Source organism: Pseudomonas sp. ChxA, from assembly GCF_030263855.1.
Lineage (GTDB): Bacteria > Pseudomonadota > Gammaproteobacteria > Pseudomonadales > Pseudomonadaceae > Aquipseudomonas > Aquipseudomonas fluorescens_CB.
In genome coordinates this window covers 3635884-3650979 of sequence record NZ_JARPMK010000001.1, presented here as the reverse complement: position 1 = coordinate 3650979, position 15096 = coordinate 3635884, and the positions used below count along the sequence as shown (strand labels likewise).

13 protein-coding genes and 1 pseudogene are annotated in these 15096 nt (G+C 61.1%); 8 read left to right on the top strand and 6 right to left on the bottom strand.

Annotated elements, in window-relative coordinates; all coding sequences use genetic code 11:
• The first annotated feature begins 1 nt into the window (after position 1).
• Complete coding sequence (locus tag P5706_RS16340) at positions 2-700, top strand: ABC transporter permease (RefSeq protein ID WP_285680180.1); 699 nt, start codon at positions 2-4, stop codon at positions 698-700.
• A complete protein-coding gene (locus P5706_RS16335) occupies positions 697-1695 on the top strand; it encodes a DMT family transporter (protein WP_285680179.1) in 999 nt (332 codons plus the stop codon). Before P5706_RS16340 ends, P5706_RS16335 begins: the two co-directional genes overlap by 4 nt.
• Here P5706_RS16335 and P5706_RS16330 read toward each other — a convergent pair.
• Positions 1651-2196, bottom strand: a pseudogene (locus tag P5706_RS16330) (TetR/AcrR family transcriptional regulator); the annotation flags it as partial. The gene P5706_RS16335 and the pseudogene P5706_RS16330 sit on opposite strands and share 45 nt — an antisense overlap.
• 84 nt (positions 2197-2280) lie before the next feature.
• Here P5706_RS16330 and P5706_RS16325 point away from each other — a divergent pair.
• Positions 2281-3279, top strand: a complete 999-nt coding sequence (locus P5706_RS16325; RefSeq protein ID WP_285680177.1) for a M14 family metallopeptidase — start codon at positions 2281-2283, stop codon at positions 3277-3279.
• 317 nt (positions 3280-3596) lie between these two features.
• Here P5706_RS16325 and P5706_RS16320 read toward each other — a convergent pair whose 3' ends face one another.
• The 5 genes from P5706_RS16320 to P5706_RS16300 form a co-directional block, all read right to left on the bottom strand.
• Positions 3597-4844, bottom strand: a complete 1248-nt coding sequence (locus tag P5706_RS16320) for an EAL domain-containing response regulator (RefSeq protein WP_285680174.1) — start codon at positions 4842-4844, stop codon at positions 3597-3599.
• Positions 4845-4853: 9 nt separating this feature from the next.
• The gene (locus P5706_RS16315; RefSeq protein ID WP_200434767.1) at positions 4854-5237 is read right to left on the bottom strand and encodes a response regulator; all 384 of its coding nucleotides are present in this window, start codon (positions 5235-5237) and stop codon (positions 4854-4856) included.
• A complete protein-coding gene (locus P5706_RS16310; protein WP_200434768.1) occupies positions 5222-6565 on the bottom strand; it encodes a sensor histidine kinase in 1344 nt (447 codons plus the stop codon). The genes P5706_RS16315 and P5706_RS16310 overlap by 16 nt, the downstream gene beginning before the upstream one ends.
• Before the next feature lie 179 nt (positions 6566-6744).
• The gene (locus tag P5706_RS16305) at positions 6745-7152 is read right to left on the bottom strand and encodes a DoxX family protein (protein ID WP_285680171.1); all 408 of its coding nucleotides are present in this window, start codon (positions 7150-7152) and stop codon (positions 6745-6747) included.
• 1049 nt (positions 7153-8201) lie between these two features.
• A complete protein-coding gene (locus tag P5706_RS16300; RefSeq protein WP_244657913.1) occupies positions 8202-8804 on the bottom strand; it encodes a hypothetical protein in 603 nt (200 codons plus the stop codon).
• 240 nt (positions 8805-9044) lie between these two features.
• Between P5706_RS16300 and P5706_RS16295 the strand changes: the two genes are divergently transcribed.
• From P5706_RS16295 to xylB, 5 genes are read left to right on the top strand one after another with little or no spacing between them, the layout of a single operon-like run.
• On the top strand, positions 9045-10577 hold the full coding sequence (locus P5706_RS16295) for a sugar ABC transporter ATP-binding protein (protein WP_200434433.1): 1533 nt from the start codon (positions 9045-9047) through the stop codon (positions 10575-10577).
• On the top strand, positions 10570-11547 hold the full coding sequence (locus P5706_RS16290) for an ABC transporter permease subunit (protein WP_017135608.1): 978 nt from the start codon (positions 10570-10572) through the stop codon (positions 11545-11547). Before P5706_RS16295 ends, P5706_RS16290 begins: the two co-directional genes overlap by 8 nt.
• Before the next feature lie 34 nt (positions 11548-11581).
• Positions 11582-12514, top strand: coding sequence for an ABC transporter substrate-binding protein (locus tag P5706_RS16285; RefSeq protein ID WP_186616902.1), 933 nt, complete (start codon positions 11582-11584; stop codon positions 12512-12514).
• Between the two features lie 18 nt (positions 12515-12532).
• Complete coding sequence (locus P5706_RS16280) at positions 12533-13534, top strand: LacI family DNA-binding transcriptional regulator (protein ID WP_285680134.1); 1002 nt, start codon at positions 12533-12535, stop codon at positions 13532-13534.
• Between the two features lie 7 nt (positions 13535-13541).
• Positions 13542-14996 (top strand): xylulokinase, encoded by a 1455-nt coding sequence (gene xylB, locus P5706_RS16275; protein ID WP_285680132.1) that lies wholly within the window; start codon positions 13542-13544, stop codon positions 14994-14996.
• The last annotated feature ends 100 nt before the right edge of the window (positions 14997-15096 follow it).

Sequence of the window (15096 nt, the reverse complement as noted above, 5' to 3'; positions counted from 1 at the left end):
CATGCCTGAGTGGATAAGTTACTACGCGGGGCTGATCGCCAAGGGCTTGCAGACCACCTTGTCGTTGCTGTTGATCAGCGCGGTGCTGGGGTTTGCCCTGGCGGTGCTGGTGGCGTTGGCGCGGTTGTCCCGGCGCAAATGGCTGGCGCGCAGTGCGCTGGCCTACACCAGTGTGCTGCGCGGTACGCCGCTGCTGATCCAGATCTACATTTTCTACTACGGCCTGGGCAGCCTGTTCGCGCAGTTCCCGATGATCCGTGGCAGCTTTTTGTGGCCGTTCCTGCGTGACGGCTACTGGTACATCGTGTTTGCCCTGGTGCTGTCGGTGGGCGCCTATGTCGGTGAGGTGATTCGCGGTGGCTTGCTGGCGGTGCCCAAGGGCGAGATGGAGGCCGCTGCGGCGTTCGGCATGACCCCGCGCCAGGCGCTGCTGCGAGTGCGCTTGCCACGGGCGATGCGCCTGCTGTTGCCGACCCTGGCCGGTGAGACGGTGATGCTGCTCAAATCCACCGCGCTGGCGTCGACCATTGCCGTGGTCGATCTGCTGGGCGCGGCCAATGTGGTGCGCGCGCAGACCTTGCAGATCTATCAACCGTTGTTGTTGGTGGCCAGTGTTTACCTGTGCCTGACCTTCCTGATCGAGGGCGTCTACGCCATCGCCGAACGGCGCGGCACGCCGCTGCGCAGGTCAGCGGGATGAAACAGGACCGCGCGCTGCAAGGGATTGCCCTGTGCTCACTGGCGTATGCGTTTCTGGCGCTGCAGGACGCGGCGATCAAATGGCTGGTGGCCGATTATTCGGTGTTCAGCATTTTGTTCTGGCGCAGCCTGGTGGTGGTCGGTGCCTGTGTGATCGCCGGGCGCATGGGTTTGTTGCGCCGGGCATGGACCTCGGTGAGCCGCACGCTGCTGATCATTCGCGGGCTGCTCTCGCTGCTGGCGTGGTTGCTGTATTACACCGCCGCCAAGGACCTGACCCTGGCGGAAATGACCACCTTGTATTTCTCCGCGCCGATCATGGTCACGCTGCTGGCTGCGCTGATCCTCAAGGAACGTGCGAGCCGTGGGCAATGGGTGGCGCTGATCATCGGGTTTGTCGGTGTGGTGATCGCCTGCCGCCCCAGCAACATGGTCGATCCGGTGCCTATCGCGCTGACCCTGGCGGCCGCGTTGTGCTGGGCGTTCACCTATATCCAGCTGCGCCAGGTAGACCCGTCAACCTCGGTGCTGGAACAGATGCTGATCACCAACGTGGTCTTTGTTATATGCATGGCGGTGACTTTGCCCTGGACCAACACCCCAGCGCCGACCCCGGCCTGGCTGGGCATGCTGGCCGCAGGTCTGGTCGGCGGCATCGGTCAGTTCCTGTTGTTTGCGAGTTTCCGCCGGGCCACGGCGACCTTGCTGGCGCCGTTCGAATACACCGGGTTGATCTGGGCGTTTTTGCTTTCAAGCCTGATCTGGGGCACGTCGATGGATGTGTCGCTGATCATCGGTGCGGTGTTGATCGCGGTCAGCGGCACCCTGGCCATGCTCAGCGCCCGCCACCCGGAATCACAGGATGTGGTCGGCGCCGAATGCGCCGTGACGCAACCCCTGTACCCAGCAGCGACAGATGTGCAGCCCGTTGGCGGGGCTGAAAGTGCCGGGGTTCAGACACCCCTCGAGCCAAAGCCCGTCGAGCATCGCCGATAGGCCAATGGCGGCCAGGTGGCTGTCGTGGATCTTCAGGTTTTCGCTGCGGGCCAGGTCGTCCAGCAGCTGTTGGATCAGCGCCAGGTAGGCGCGATAACTGTTTTCGTGGGATTGGTTTACGTGGGGCGAGTGGCGGATCAGGCTCCAGAACACCACCCACACGCCGAGCAGGTCGGGGTCCATCACCCGTGGCGAAAACGAGGCGCGCAGAAACGTGTCCAGGCGCGCGGCGGCGCCTTCGGCTAACTCGACTTGCGCCCATAACGCGCTGGTCAGCTCATTGGCGAGCTTGTGGTAAGTCTCGGCGATCAACGCGTCGATGCTGCCGAAATGGTGGTTGAGCAAACCCACCGACACCCCGGCTTGGGCGGCGATGCGGCGCACGGAAATCCCGGCGTGGCCGTCGCGGGCCAGGCAGGTAAGAGTCGCGGCAACCAATAAGTCGCGGCGTTCATCGGGGTCGGCGCGGCGCAGTTTGGGAGGGTCGATGGTCACGGGCATGCCTTTGATAAAAGACCAGAGTGCTCAGGTTAATTGAACGTGTGTTCAATCTCTAGCGATTAAATCATCAGAGGAGGGCAAGGCATGGCAAAAGACCTTTCGTGGCAGGTGCCAGGCGATGCGGGCAACGCGCTGCACATCGGCGCCTGGCGGTTTGAAGGCGACGGCAGTGGCCCCAAGGTGCACCTGCAAGCCGGCGTACACGCCGATGAAATCGCCGGGATGCTGGTGCTGCACCACCTGCTGCCGCGCTTGCAGGCGTGCCAGGCCCAGGGCCGCCTGCGCGGCAGTGTGACCGTGGTGCCCCAGGCCAACCCCTTTGGCATTGGCCAGTTTCGCCAGGGCAAATTGCTCGGGCGTTTCCATGAGGCCACCGGGCAAAACTTCAACCGTGCGTTCGACCATTCCCTGGCCATGGAACGCCCGGCGAGCAACCTGGCGCAATGGCAAAAAAGTTTAGTGCAGTTGGCGGCCGACGCCGATCTGGTGCTCGACCTGCACACCGACGATGAGGCCCTGCCGTACCTCTACATTCATCATAGTTTCTGGCCCGAACAAGGCCTGGCACTGGCGGCCGCGTTGCAGGTCGAGGTGGTGATTGTGTGGGATGAAGGCGGTGACGGCTCCTTTGAAGAAACCCTCATCAACCATGGCGCGCCGCGCTTGGCTGCGACTGTCGAATTGCGCGGGCAGGCCGATGTCAGCGATGCCCTGGCGCAACAAGACGCCGACGGGTTGTGGGCGTGGCTGTGCATTAATGGTGTGATTGATGAAGTCGCCGACATCCGCGAATGGCAGGGCGAGGTGGTGGACATGGGCTGCATGGAAACCGTGCTCGCGCCCTGCGCCGGTGTGCTGGTGTTTGAAAGAAACCTGGGCGACCCGGTTGAAGAGGGCGAGCGTTTCGCCCGGATTATCGGCCGCCCTGGCGACCCGTCTTCGGAAGTGATTTTACGCGCGGCACAAACCGGGCGGATGGTGACAGGCCACCGCGAACGCCTGGTGGCCCAGGGTTCGGTGGTGGCCAAATTTACTGGGACGCGGTTGTCGGACAGCTACAGCGGCGGGGTGCTGGACCCTTAGATTCCCAGATACACACACAACCCTTGTGGGAGCGGGCTTGCCCGCGATAGCAGCAGGTCAGCCAGCTCATCGTTCACTGATACACCGCCATCGCGGGCGAGGGGAGTGTTCAAGCGGTATGGGGGCACCTCTTGAATAAGTGTTAACACAGAGTCTGTGGCGAGCGAGCCTATTGTGGCGAGCAGGCTAGCCCTGCGTTGGGCTGCGCAGCAGCCCCAATCAAGGCACCGCAGTTTTTCCTGAAACAACTCAGCGCCTGGTTTTAGGGCCGCTTCGCAGCCCAACGCAGGGCAAGCCTGCTCGCCACAACGGCATCATCAGCCGCGTTCCAGGCTGCGTTTTTCCAGCAGCAAACGCTCAAGCTCCTGCATCGGTAAGGGCCGGCTGAACAAATACCCCTGAATCTGATCGCAGCCGGCCGCCTTCAGAAACGCCAGCTGTGCCTGCGACTCGACGCCTTCGGCGACCACGCGCAGTTCCAGGCTGTGCGCCAGTTCAATGATGGTGCGGGTAATGGCTGCGTCCTGCGGGTTGCTGGTGACTTCGCGGATAAACGCAATGTCGATTTTCAGCGTATCGATGGGGAAGCGGCGCAGGTAGGCGAGGCTGGAATAGCCGGTGCCAAAATCGTCGATGGAGATTTTCACGCCCATCGCGCGCAGGCGTTGCAGGCTGGCGATGGTGTGCTGGGTGTTTTCCATCAGTGAGCTTTCGGTCAATTCCACCTCCAGCCAATGGGCCGCAACGCCGGTCTTTGCCAGGCTGGCGGCGATATCGGCAATCAGGTCGCCCTCGATCAACTGATGCCCGGAGACGTTCACCGAGACCTCCACCGCACCAATGTCACTGCGCTGCCACGCGGCGATCTGCCGGCACACAGTGTCGATGACCCAGCGGCCGACAGGCACGATCAAACCCAGGGTTTCCAGCAACGGCACAAACACCGCTGGTGATACTGCGCCGTGGCCAGGGCGGTCCCAGCGCAGCAGGGCTTCAAGGGCACACACAGCGCCACTGGCCAGCTCGACCTTGGGTTGGTAATGCAGGGTGAAATCGCTGCGTTCGACCGCCAGGCGCAGGTCGTTTTCCAGCGCCTCACGGGGCAGGTCATGCACGGTTTCGCGGATTTGATTCTGCAGTTGCTGTTCGAGCATCTGGCCATGGGTCTTCAATTGATCACCATGGGCCTTGAGCCGCAGCAGGTTGCGCACCCGCAGCCATAACTCGATGTGCTCCACCGGCTTGCTGAGGAACTCTTCGGCACCGGTTTCCAAGCCACTGATCCGCGCCTCGGACTCGCTGAGCGCCGTGAGCATAATGATCGGGATATTCGCCGTGGCGGCATTGCCTTTGAGTTGGCTGGCGACTTCATAGCCATCCATGCCCGGCATCATGATGTCCAGCAGGATCAAATCGGGCGGCTGCTGCGCCACCAGCTGCAAGGCTTCCTCGCCGCTGCTGGCGGTCAGGGTCTGGTAGCCCTCATGCTGCAGCAGGGTTTCCAGCAGCTTGCGAACCTGGGGTTCGTCATCAACGATCAACAGCGTTGCGGGTGAGCTGGCCATGGAGAGGACTCATGCAAAGGGTGTGGTGTGTGGGGGCAGCAGGGTATCGATCACGCGGTACAGTTCTTTGTAGCTCAGGGGCTTGCTCACATACGCGTCGCAGCCGGCCAAACGGGTTTTTTCGCGGTCTTCCTTCATGGCCATGGCGGTCAGGGCGATCACCGGGATGTGTGCGGTGTGCGGGTCTTGTTTAAGCAAACGCGTGGCCGCCAGGCCATCCATGCCGGGCAATTGGATATCCATCAGGATCAGCGCCGGTTGTTGTTCGCGGGCCAGGGTCAAGCCGGTTTCGGCGTCGGCGGCCCACAGTACGCTGTATCCGGCATTGACCAGCAACAGGCGTGCCAGGCGCATGTTCGCCTCGTTATCCTCGACGATCAGGATGTCGGCCATAGGCTTGCCTCCTTGGCGCGATGCAATGGCAACCACACCACAAAGCGTGCGCCCAGCTCGGGCTGGCTGGCCACCGCCACGCTGCCGCCCTGCAGCTCGGTCAATTGCTTGACCATGGCCAGGCCCAGGCCTGTGCCTTCGAATTTGCGCGCCAGGCTGCTGTCGATCTGGCTGAAGGCCTTGAACAGTTTGCCCATGTTGTCCACGGCAATGCCGATGCCGGTATCGCTCACGCTCAATTCAAGGAACTGCTGCTGCGCACTGGGTGGCAGGGCGAAGCTGTGCACCGGCCAGTCGCCGGCGATCAGCCCGACCTGATCGCGGCTGACCTCACGCACCGCCAGGGTTACGCAACTGCCGTGTGCACTGAACTTGACCGCATTGGCCAGCAGGTTGTAGATGATCTGTTTGGTCTTGCGCAGGTCCAGCGCCAGGGTGCCGAAATCACCCTGGCTGTCGAGTTTCAGCTGGATGCGTTGCAACGCGGCTTTTTCGCGCACGATCAGCAAACTGTTGGCCAGCAAACCTGCGAGTTCAACCGGCTCCAGTTCCAGGTCCATCATCCCGGCTTCGACTTTGGACAGGTCGAGAATGTCGTTGATCAGCGACAGCAAGTGCTGGCCGCTGGTGAAAATATCGCCGATGTATTCGCGCTGGATATCGCTCATGTCGCCCACCAGGCCGTCCTTGAGTGCCTCGGAAAAACCGATCACCGCATTCAGCGGGGTGCGCAATTCGTGGGACATGGTGGCGAGGAACTCGGACTTCATATGGTTGGCGTGTTCCAGCTCCAGGTTCTTTTCCTCGAGGGCGCGTTCAAAGCCTTTGCGCTCGAGTTCTTCCTGCTTGCGTGCGGTGTTGTCGGTGCCGATCAACAGGTAGCCGATGATCGTGTCGTGGCGATTGCGCAAGGCCGTGACCGAGACCATGGCCGACAGGCGACTGCCGTCCTTGCGGATATAGGTCAGTTCATAGATGTCTTCGATGCCCCGCGAAGCCTTGAACACCAAGGCTTCGAAGCCTGGGGTGATGGGCGTGTCGAGTTCCTGGCTGAGGGCGGCGGCGCGGGTGATCAATTCGGCGGGGTCGGAAATGTCGGCGGGAGTAATGCGGTTGACCACGTCAACGGCGGCATAGCCGAGCATGCGTTCAGCGCCAACGTTGAAGATCTGGATCACGCCTTTTTCGTCAGTGGCGATGCTGGAGAAGTAGGCGCTGTTGAAAATGGCATCTTGCAGCGCGCCGGTTTTTAGCAGGGTTTTCTGGCGTTTGAATTCGACGATCTTTTCAGCGCGCGATTGCGGCGGGTCGGGTAAGGCTGAGTCCATCGCATGGTTTCCGTGACATTCAGGCCCGACACCGGTGCAGCGGTGTCGCAGAGCATGCTCACAGAAAATCGCGTTGAAGCGATGAGGAGGAGATGAGGTCTTTGGACAATAGCAGAGATTATGGCGATTTGAAGGCTGAAAGCGTCCCCCCGGAAACTTTCAGCCCTCAAACGGATAGATCAGCTCAGGGCTGGGCGCCGCAAGCGCAGATGATCGAGGCTGAAATCGCCGGCGCCAAACACCGCGATTTGCAGGAAGCCGCCGCAGATCGCCAGGTTTTTGAGGAAGTTGATCGTCTGGCCCTTGTCACCGAAGTGCGTGTGGAACAGGAGTGCGGTCAGCAGGGTGAACGCCGCCATCAGCAGCGCCACTGGGCGCACGCGATAACCGAGCAGCAAGGCCGAGGACAGCCCTAATTCGGCGATCAGCGCAATGGCGTAGGCCAATGTAGGGAAGGGCGCGCCGGAGGCGGCGATGTAGCTGATGGTGGCGTCGGGCGCCATGAGCTTACCGATCCCGCTGTATAAAAACAGCGCGACCAGTAGGGCACGGCCAAGCAGTAGCGTGTAGTTCTGGTTTGTACTCATGGTGCGACCTGCGGGTGGTGGGAGGAATTTTCAGTGGATCATTTACTGTGGCTTGACGGTGGGGAAGGGGTATTTGGTTATTCGTACTATTTGGTTTGGTTATAGGGGCTGATTTGGCTGGGTGTATATCCGTTATTTAGGTAACGGCTTCTATTGGTTCCGCTCTTACAGCGGGTCACTTTTGGCAAACGCCCCAAAAGTAACCAAAAGGTCTGTGCCCCACCACTCGGCCCCTCGCTTAGGCTCGGTGTGCCCTCACTCCGGCTTGAATCCGTGGGCCGCCGCGATGGGCCATCCTTGGCCCAGCGCGGCTAACCCGGCGTCCTGCCGGGTTACCCACGGATTCAAGCCTGCGTTCGGCCATCGTGGTTAACGGGGCGCCTCAGATCAAAATCAAGATCAAGATCTACAGCACGGCGGCCTGAAAGCCGACCTGAGTGGTTGAAGCAAAAGCCAGATCAAGTGCGAAGCAAAAGCCTATCTGAATACACTGAAGAACTGCTTTTCTGTGGGAGCTGGCTTGCCTGCGATGCAGACACCTCGGTACATCAGGCACACTGAGTTGATGCCATCGCAGGCAAGCCAGCTCCCACCTTTGACCGAGTATGGCTCTGCTGTTGCTTTGCTGTTGCTTTGCTGTTGCTTTGCTGTTGCTTTGCTGTTGCTCCGGCCCTTACATCCTTTTCGATGATGAAGTCAGCGGTCTTTTGATCTGCGCTTTTGATCTTGATCTTGATCTGAAATCGCCCCGTCAAACACGATGGCCGGAATCTGTCAGGGATTTGGGGGGTAAACCGGCAGGGATGCCGGTTTAGCCGCGCTGGGCCAAGGATGGCCCATCGCGGCGACCCCCCAAATCACTGGCGGATTGCGGGCATGCCGAGCCTAAGCGAGGCACCGAGTGTTGGGGCGAAGACTTTTTGGTTACTTTTGTGTCTTTACAAAAGTGACCCGCTGTAAGAGCGGAACCCTAAGCGGCCGTTACCGCAGCAACGGATATGTACCCAGCAACCCCACAACCACCACAAAACCCAACCAGATCCAGGCCGCTACCGAAGCCCAAACATAAACGAGCCTTTCTCCGGGCAATTGGCGCTCTTGGCCTTAGTCGCCAACCCCGCATCACGCAGTTCATTGCAAATCTGCGCAATGTTCTTGGGCGTCACATACAAGTTGCTGGCAAACCACGCCCGCTTCACCGCAGGCAATCTGTTCAGCGCGCCACCGGCCTTGAGCACCCGCAGCACCACGGTCGAACAGCTCTTGCGCAACATCTGGTAATTGGCGTTGGGCTTGCTGCGAATGGCGTACCACTCGGCCTGCATGGCCTGCATATTCAACCCCGAAATCGTATACACCACATGCGGTCTACAGCCTTCTGCGCTGATGTCCGACTCCAGGAACAGGTTACGTTCCTGAGGCTGCTTGCCAGTCAAAGCAGCGCGGCCCTCGGGCCACCAACTCACATACGCGGTGTTGAATTGCTCGATAAAGGCCCGGTCGCGATCACGTTCGCCGTTGTTGCGGTAACGGTCATAACGCACTTCGATCATCTTGCCGATCACCGGATCGCCGATGTACATCGCGGCATGGCCGACGTCCGCCCCATGGGGGTACCAGATGTAAACAACAACGCTTGCATTGGCGGTCATGACCCATCCTGATTTGTTCGAGTGCCTATGGGCAGAACGGGCAGGGCGGCAGTTTTATTCCGGGTGGCGTTTAAAATTCATTTCATCTGCAACCGCCTGGCACGCATTTCACCGTTTTGCGCTTGATGAAACGTTTAATCAAACGACAAAAGGCACACGCAAGCGCTTGCGTACGAAAATGCTTCTGACATAGAGTCGGCAACACTCGATTACAAAAATAATAAATCCAGGAGCTCATCCATGAGCCTTGAACCCTTGCTGGAGATGCAGGGCATCAGCAAAACCTTCAATGGTTTGCGCGTGCTCAAGAATGTCGGCCTGAAGGTTTACCCCGGTGAAATCCACGCCTTGATGGGTGAGAACGGCGCCGGTAAGTCAACCTTGATGAAAATCCTTTCCGGCGCTTACCAGGCCGATCCCGGCGGCGAAATCCGCATCGACGGCCAGCCCGTCGCCACCTTCGACCCCGCCACTGCCAAGACCCTCGGCATCGCCGTGATCTACCAGGAACTGAGCCTGTGCCCCAACCTAAGCGTGGCCGAGAACATCTACCTGGGCCGCGAACTGCGGCGTGGCTGGACCATCGACCGCAAAGGCATGCAGGCAGGCTGCATTGAAGTGCTGCAACGCCTGGGCGCCGAGTTCAAACCCGCAACGCCCGTCAGCAGCCTGTCGATTGCCGAGCGCCAATTAGTCGAAATCGCCCGCGCCCTGCATGCCCATGCCCGCATCCTGGTGATGGACGAGCCGACCACGCCGCTGTCGTCGCGTGAAACCGACCGCCTGTTCGCCTTGATCAAACAACTGCGCAGCCAGGGCCTGGCGATCATCTACATCAGCCACCGCATGGCCGAGATCTACGAATTGTCGGACCGAGTCTCGGTACTGCGCGACGGCCAATACATCGGCGAATTGACCCGCGATGCGTTGTCGGCCGAAGTGCTGGTGAAGATGATGGTCGGCCGCGATCTGTCTGGCTTCTACAAGAAGGAACACGCCGCGTACAACCCCGGCAACGTGGTCATGCGCGTGCGCGATATGGCCGACGGCAAGCGCGTGCGCAATTGCAGTTTTGACCTGCATGCCGGTGAAGTGCTGGGCATTGCCGGGCTGGTCGGCGCAGGGCGCACGGAACTGGCGCGGCTGATCTTCGGCGCCGACTCGCGCACCTCCGGCACCCTGGAAGTGGTCGGCAAGACCGTCACCCAACTGCGAAACCCGGCAGATGCGATTCGCGCAGGCGTTGTGTACCTCACCGAAGACCGCAAGGCTCAAGGCCTGTTCCTGGACATGAGCGTGGCCGACAACATCAACGTCTGCGCCTGTGTGCCGGATGCACATGCCGGTGGTGTGCTGGACCGTGGGCACGCAGCGCAACGCGCCCATGATGCGATCAAGTCGCTGTCGATTCGCGTGGCGTCGGGCAAGGTCAATGTCGGCGCGCTGTCCGGCGGTAATCAGCAAAAGGTGCTGTTGGCGCGGCTGCTGGAGGTCAAGCCGCACGTGCTGATCCTCGACGAACCGACTCGCGGCGTGGACATTGGCTCCAAGTCCGAGATCTACCGCATCATCAATCAACTGGCGCTGGCCGGTGTCGGCATTGTGGTGATCTCCAGCGAGTTGCCGGAAATCATCGGCACCTGCGACCGTGTGCTGATCATGCGCGAAGGCCAATTAGTGGCCGAAGTCGGCGGGGCTTCAGGCCACGTCATTTCCCAGGAACGTATTATCGACCTCGCCACCGGTGGCGATCAGGTGGCTGCCCATGGCTGATTCAATGATTGCGACAACCGGCAAGGCCGAGCGCGTGCGTGAACTGATGCGCACCGTTGGCATGCTGCCCGTGCTGGTCTTGCTGCTGGTGGGATTTGCCCTGGCCAGCGAAAACTTCCTCACGGTGCAGAACCTATCGATCATCACCCAGCAGGCCTCGGTGAATGTGGTGTTGGCGGCGGGCATGACCTTTGTGATTCTGACGGCGGGCATTGACCTGTCGGTGGGCGCGATTCTGGCGGCGTCTGCGGTGGTGGCCTTGCAGGCATCGATGTCGCCGCAGTTCGGCATGTTCGGGATTGCGGCGGGCATTGGTTTTGGTCTGTTGCTGGGCTTGGTCAATGGTGGCCTGATCGCCTTTATGCGGCTGCCGCCGTTTATCGTCACCCTTGGCGCTCTGACTGCGATGCGTGGGCTGGCGCGTTTGTTGGCCGATGACAAAACCGTGTTCAACCCTGACCTGCCGTTTGCATTTATCGGCAATGACTCCGTGCTCGGCGTGCCGTGGCTGGTGATCATCGCCGTGGCCGTGGTGCTGCTGTCGTGGTTCATATTGCGCCGCACCGTGATGGGCGTGCAGATCTATTCGGTGGGCGGCAACCCGGAGGCCGCGCGGCTGTCGGGCATCAAGGTGTGGAAAGTGCTGCTGTTTGTCTACGCCATGTCCGGCGCGCTGGCCGGGCTTGGCGCCGTGATGAGCGCGTCGCGCCTGTTCGCCGCCAACGGCCTGCAACTGGGGCAATCCTATGAGCTGGATGCGATTGCGGCGGTGATCCTTGGTGGCACCAGTTTTACCGGCGGCGTGGGCACCATTGGCGGCACGCTGATCGGCGCACTGATCATCGCGGTGCTCACCAACGGCCTGGTGCTGCTGGGGGTATCGGATATCTGGCAGTACATCATCAAGGGCATTGTGATCATCGGCGCAGTGGCGCTGGATCGCTATCGCCAGTCCGGCGCACGTACCTGAATTCACCTCAACAACAATCACAAGAGAGACCGGTATGAACTTCAAACGTATCTTTCCCGTTATGGCCTTGGCTGCCCTGATGTCCCATGGCGTGGAGGCCCGCGAACTCAAAGCCCTGGGTATCAGCATGGGCTCGCTGGGCAACCCGTATTTCGTGACCCTGGCCGACGGCGCCACTGCGCGGGCCAAAGAGCTGAACCCCGCTGTAAAAGTCACCTCGGTGTCGGCTGACTATGACTTGAGCAAGCAGTTTTCCCAGATCGATAATTTCATATCCTCCAAGGTCGACCTGATCCTGCTGAATGCCGTCGACCCGTCAGCCATGGCCTCGGCGATCAAGAAAGCCAGGGATGCCGGCATTGTGGTGGTGGCGGTGGATGTCGACGCCAAGGGCGTAAACGCCACGGTACAAACCGACAACGTCGAAGCCGGCAAGCTGGCCTGCCAGTTCCTGGTGGACAAGCTGGCGGGCAAGGGCAATGTGATTATCCAGAACGGCCCGCAAGTGACCGCCGTGACCGACCGCGTCAAAGGCTGCAAGGCGGCATTGGCCGCTGCACCGGACATCAAGGTGCTGTCCGATGACCAGGACGGCAAAGGCTCACGCGAAGGTGGCTTGAATGTGATGCAGGGTTACCTCACGCGCTTCCCGAAAATCGACGGCCTGTTCGCGATCAATGACCCGCAAGCCATCGGCAGCGACCTGGCGGCCAAACAGCTCAAGCGCAGCGGCATCATTATTACCTCGGTGGACGGCGCGCCGGATATTGAAAACGCGCTGAAGACCGACACCCAGATCCAGGCCTCCGCCAGCCAGGACCCATGGGCCATGGCCCAGACCGCGGTCAACGTCGGCAATGACATCCTCAATGACAAAGCCCCGGCTGAAGCGGTTACCCTGCTCACGCCAAAACTGATCACCCGCGACAACGTTGCGACGTACAGCGGCTGGTCGAGTAAACATTGAGTTAAAGGGGAAAACGTCGTGGTCACCATGGATGACGTGGCAAGCCGGGCCGGGGTGTCCACCTCGACCGTGTCCCACGTGTTGAACGGCACTCGCAAGGTCAGTCCGGTCACGGTGCAGGCCGTGCAGCGCGCGATTCAGGAACTGGGCTATATCCCCAATACCCTGGCGCGCTCGCTGGCGCGTTCCAGCACCAATACCATTGGCGTAGCGATCTCGGCGCTGTCCAACCATTACTTCAGCGAAACCGTGCACGCGATTGAAGCCGAGTGCGCCCGCCACGGCTACATGATGCTGTTTGCCGACCCGCACGACGACCCGGAACAGGAGTTGCGGGTGGTCACCGCGCTGCATCACCGGCGTGTCGATGGGATTCTATTGGCGCCGTCAACCGGCTCCAAGGCGCTGGAGTATCTGCAGGCCAACGAGATGCCGACGGTGCTGGTGGACCGCATGATGAGCGAGCAGTTTGATCAGGTCGGGGTGGAGAACACCCAGTCCACCCAGGCGCTGGTCGCACACTTGATTGAACATGGGCACCGGCGCATCGGCTTTATTGCCGGGCGCGAAGGGTTGGGCACTACCGATGAACGCGTGGCGGGTTACCGTGCGGCGTTACAGGTGGCGGGGCTGGTGTATGACCCGCAGTTAGTGGTCAACGGCGATTCCAACAGCGAACCGGCGCGGCACGCAACCGCGCAGTTGTTGGCGTTACCAACGCCACCCACGGCAATCATGGCCGGCAATAACCTGATGACGCTGGGCGCCATGCACGCCCTGCGGGATGCGCGCATTGCAGTGCCAAACCAAATGGCCCTGGTGGGTTTTGATGATTTTGACTGGGCGGATTTGTTCGTGCCGCGCCTTACCCTGATCGCCCAGCCGGTCAAGGAACTGGGGGCCCGCGCGGTGCATATGCTGTTGCAACGCATGGCCACGCCCGGCGCACCTACCCAAAGCGTGCGCCTGGCGCCGAGCCTGCAACGGCGTGACTCCTGTGGCTGTATTGAAGTGGAATAACCTACGTATGCACAACCCTGTTTCCCTCGGCATAGACCTCGGCACTTCAGAACTCAAGGCGATCCTGATGGACGTCGAAGGCAGCGTGCTGGCCCACGTCGGTGTGCGCCTTAGCGTTTCACGGCGCCACAGCGGCTGGTCCGAACAGGCCCCCGAAGACTGGTGGCAGGCCTGTTTGCAAGCGCTGGCGCAGCTACGCGAGCATGCGGCGTTTGCGCGTGTGGCGTGCATCGGCCTGTCCGGGCAAATGCACGGCGCGGTGTTGCTGGGCAAGGATGATCGCGTGCTGTACCCGGCCATTCTGTGGGATGACGCGCGCGCAGTGGCCCAGGCCGAACAGTTGGGCAGTCGGTTTGCCGACGTCACCGGCAGCCTGCCAATGGCCGGGCTGACGGCGCCCAAACTGTTGTGGCTGCAACAGCATGAACCCGAGGTGTTCAAGGCGATTGAGTGTGTGCTGTCGCCCAAGGATTACCTGCGGTTACGCCTGACCGGCGAGCGCATCAGCGATATGTCGGATGCCGCCGGCACCCTGTGGCTGGACGTCGCGCAGCGCGAATGGTTTGCGCCGATGCTCCACGCCACCGGCCTGACGCTGGCCCACATGCCCCGGCTGGTGGAAGGCGGTGCAGCCAGTGGCGTACTGAATGTAGATGGGTTAGGCCTGTCGCCCACGGTGGTGATTGCCGGCGGCGGTGGCGATAACCCGGTGGCGGCGGTCGGCATCGGTGCGGTCAATGCCGGTGACGGCTTTATTACCTTGGGCACCAGCGCGGCCATCGTCGCCATCACCGACCACGCTGCCGGCAACCCGGCCAGTGCCGTGCACAGCTTCTGCCACGCTTTACCCAACCGCTGGTACACCATGGGTGCGATGCTCGCCGGTGCCAGTTGTTTGCGCTGGGTGACGCGCTTGACCGGCCAGCCGGATGAACACGCATTGCTGGATCAGGTGCAGGCGCAGTTGCCCATCGAGCAGCCGGTGCCGCTGTCGACGCCGTTGTTTCTGCCGTACCTGGCCGGTGAGCGCACGCCGCACAACGACCCGTTATTGCGCGGTGGGTTTATGAACCTGGGGCATGACTGCACCCCGGCGATGCTCGGTTACGCCGTGATGGAAGGCGTGGGTTTCGGTTTGCTCGATGCACTGCGAGCGGTGCAATCGACCGGTGCCGACGTGACCGACTGCGCCTTGGTCGGCGGCGGGGCACGGAGTGAGTATTGGGCGCAGTTGCTGGCCAATATCCTCCAGCGGGAGATCTTTACGCTGCACGGCAGTGAATTGAGTGCGTGTGTAGGGGCGGCGAAGCTGGGGTTTATGGCGATTGGCATAGACCTGTTGGCGGCGGGCATGACGGTGAAGATGCGCTACTTGCCAGATGCTCGGCAACAGACGACGCTGAAGGCTCGGTACTGCAAGTTCCAAGGCCTGCTGGCTGCTGCAAAAGCGCTGCACGACTAACACGACGAACACAGCTCTTGTGGCGAGCAGGCTTGTTGTGGCGAGCAGGCTTGCCCTGCGCTGGGGCGCGAAGCGGCCCCTATAACTGACGACGCAATAC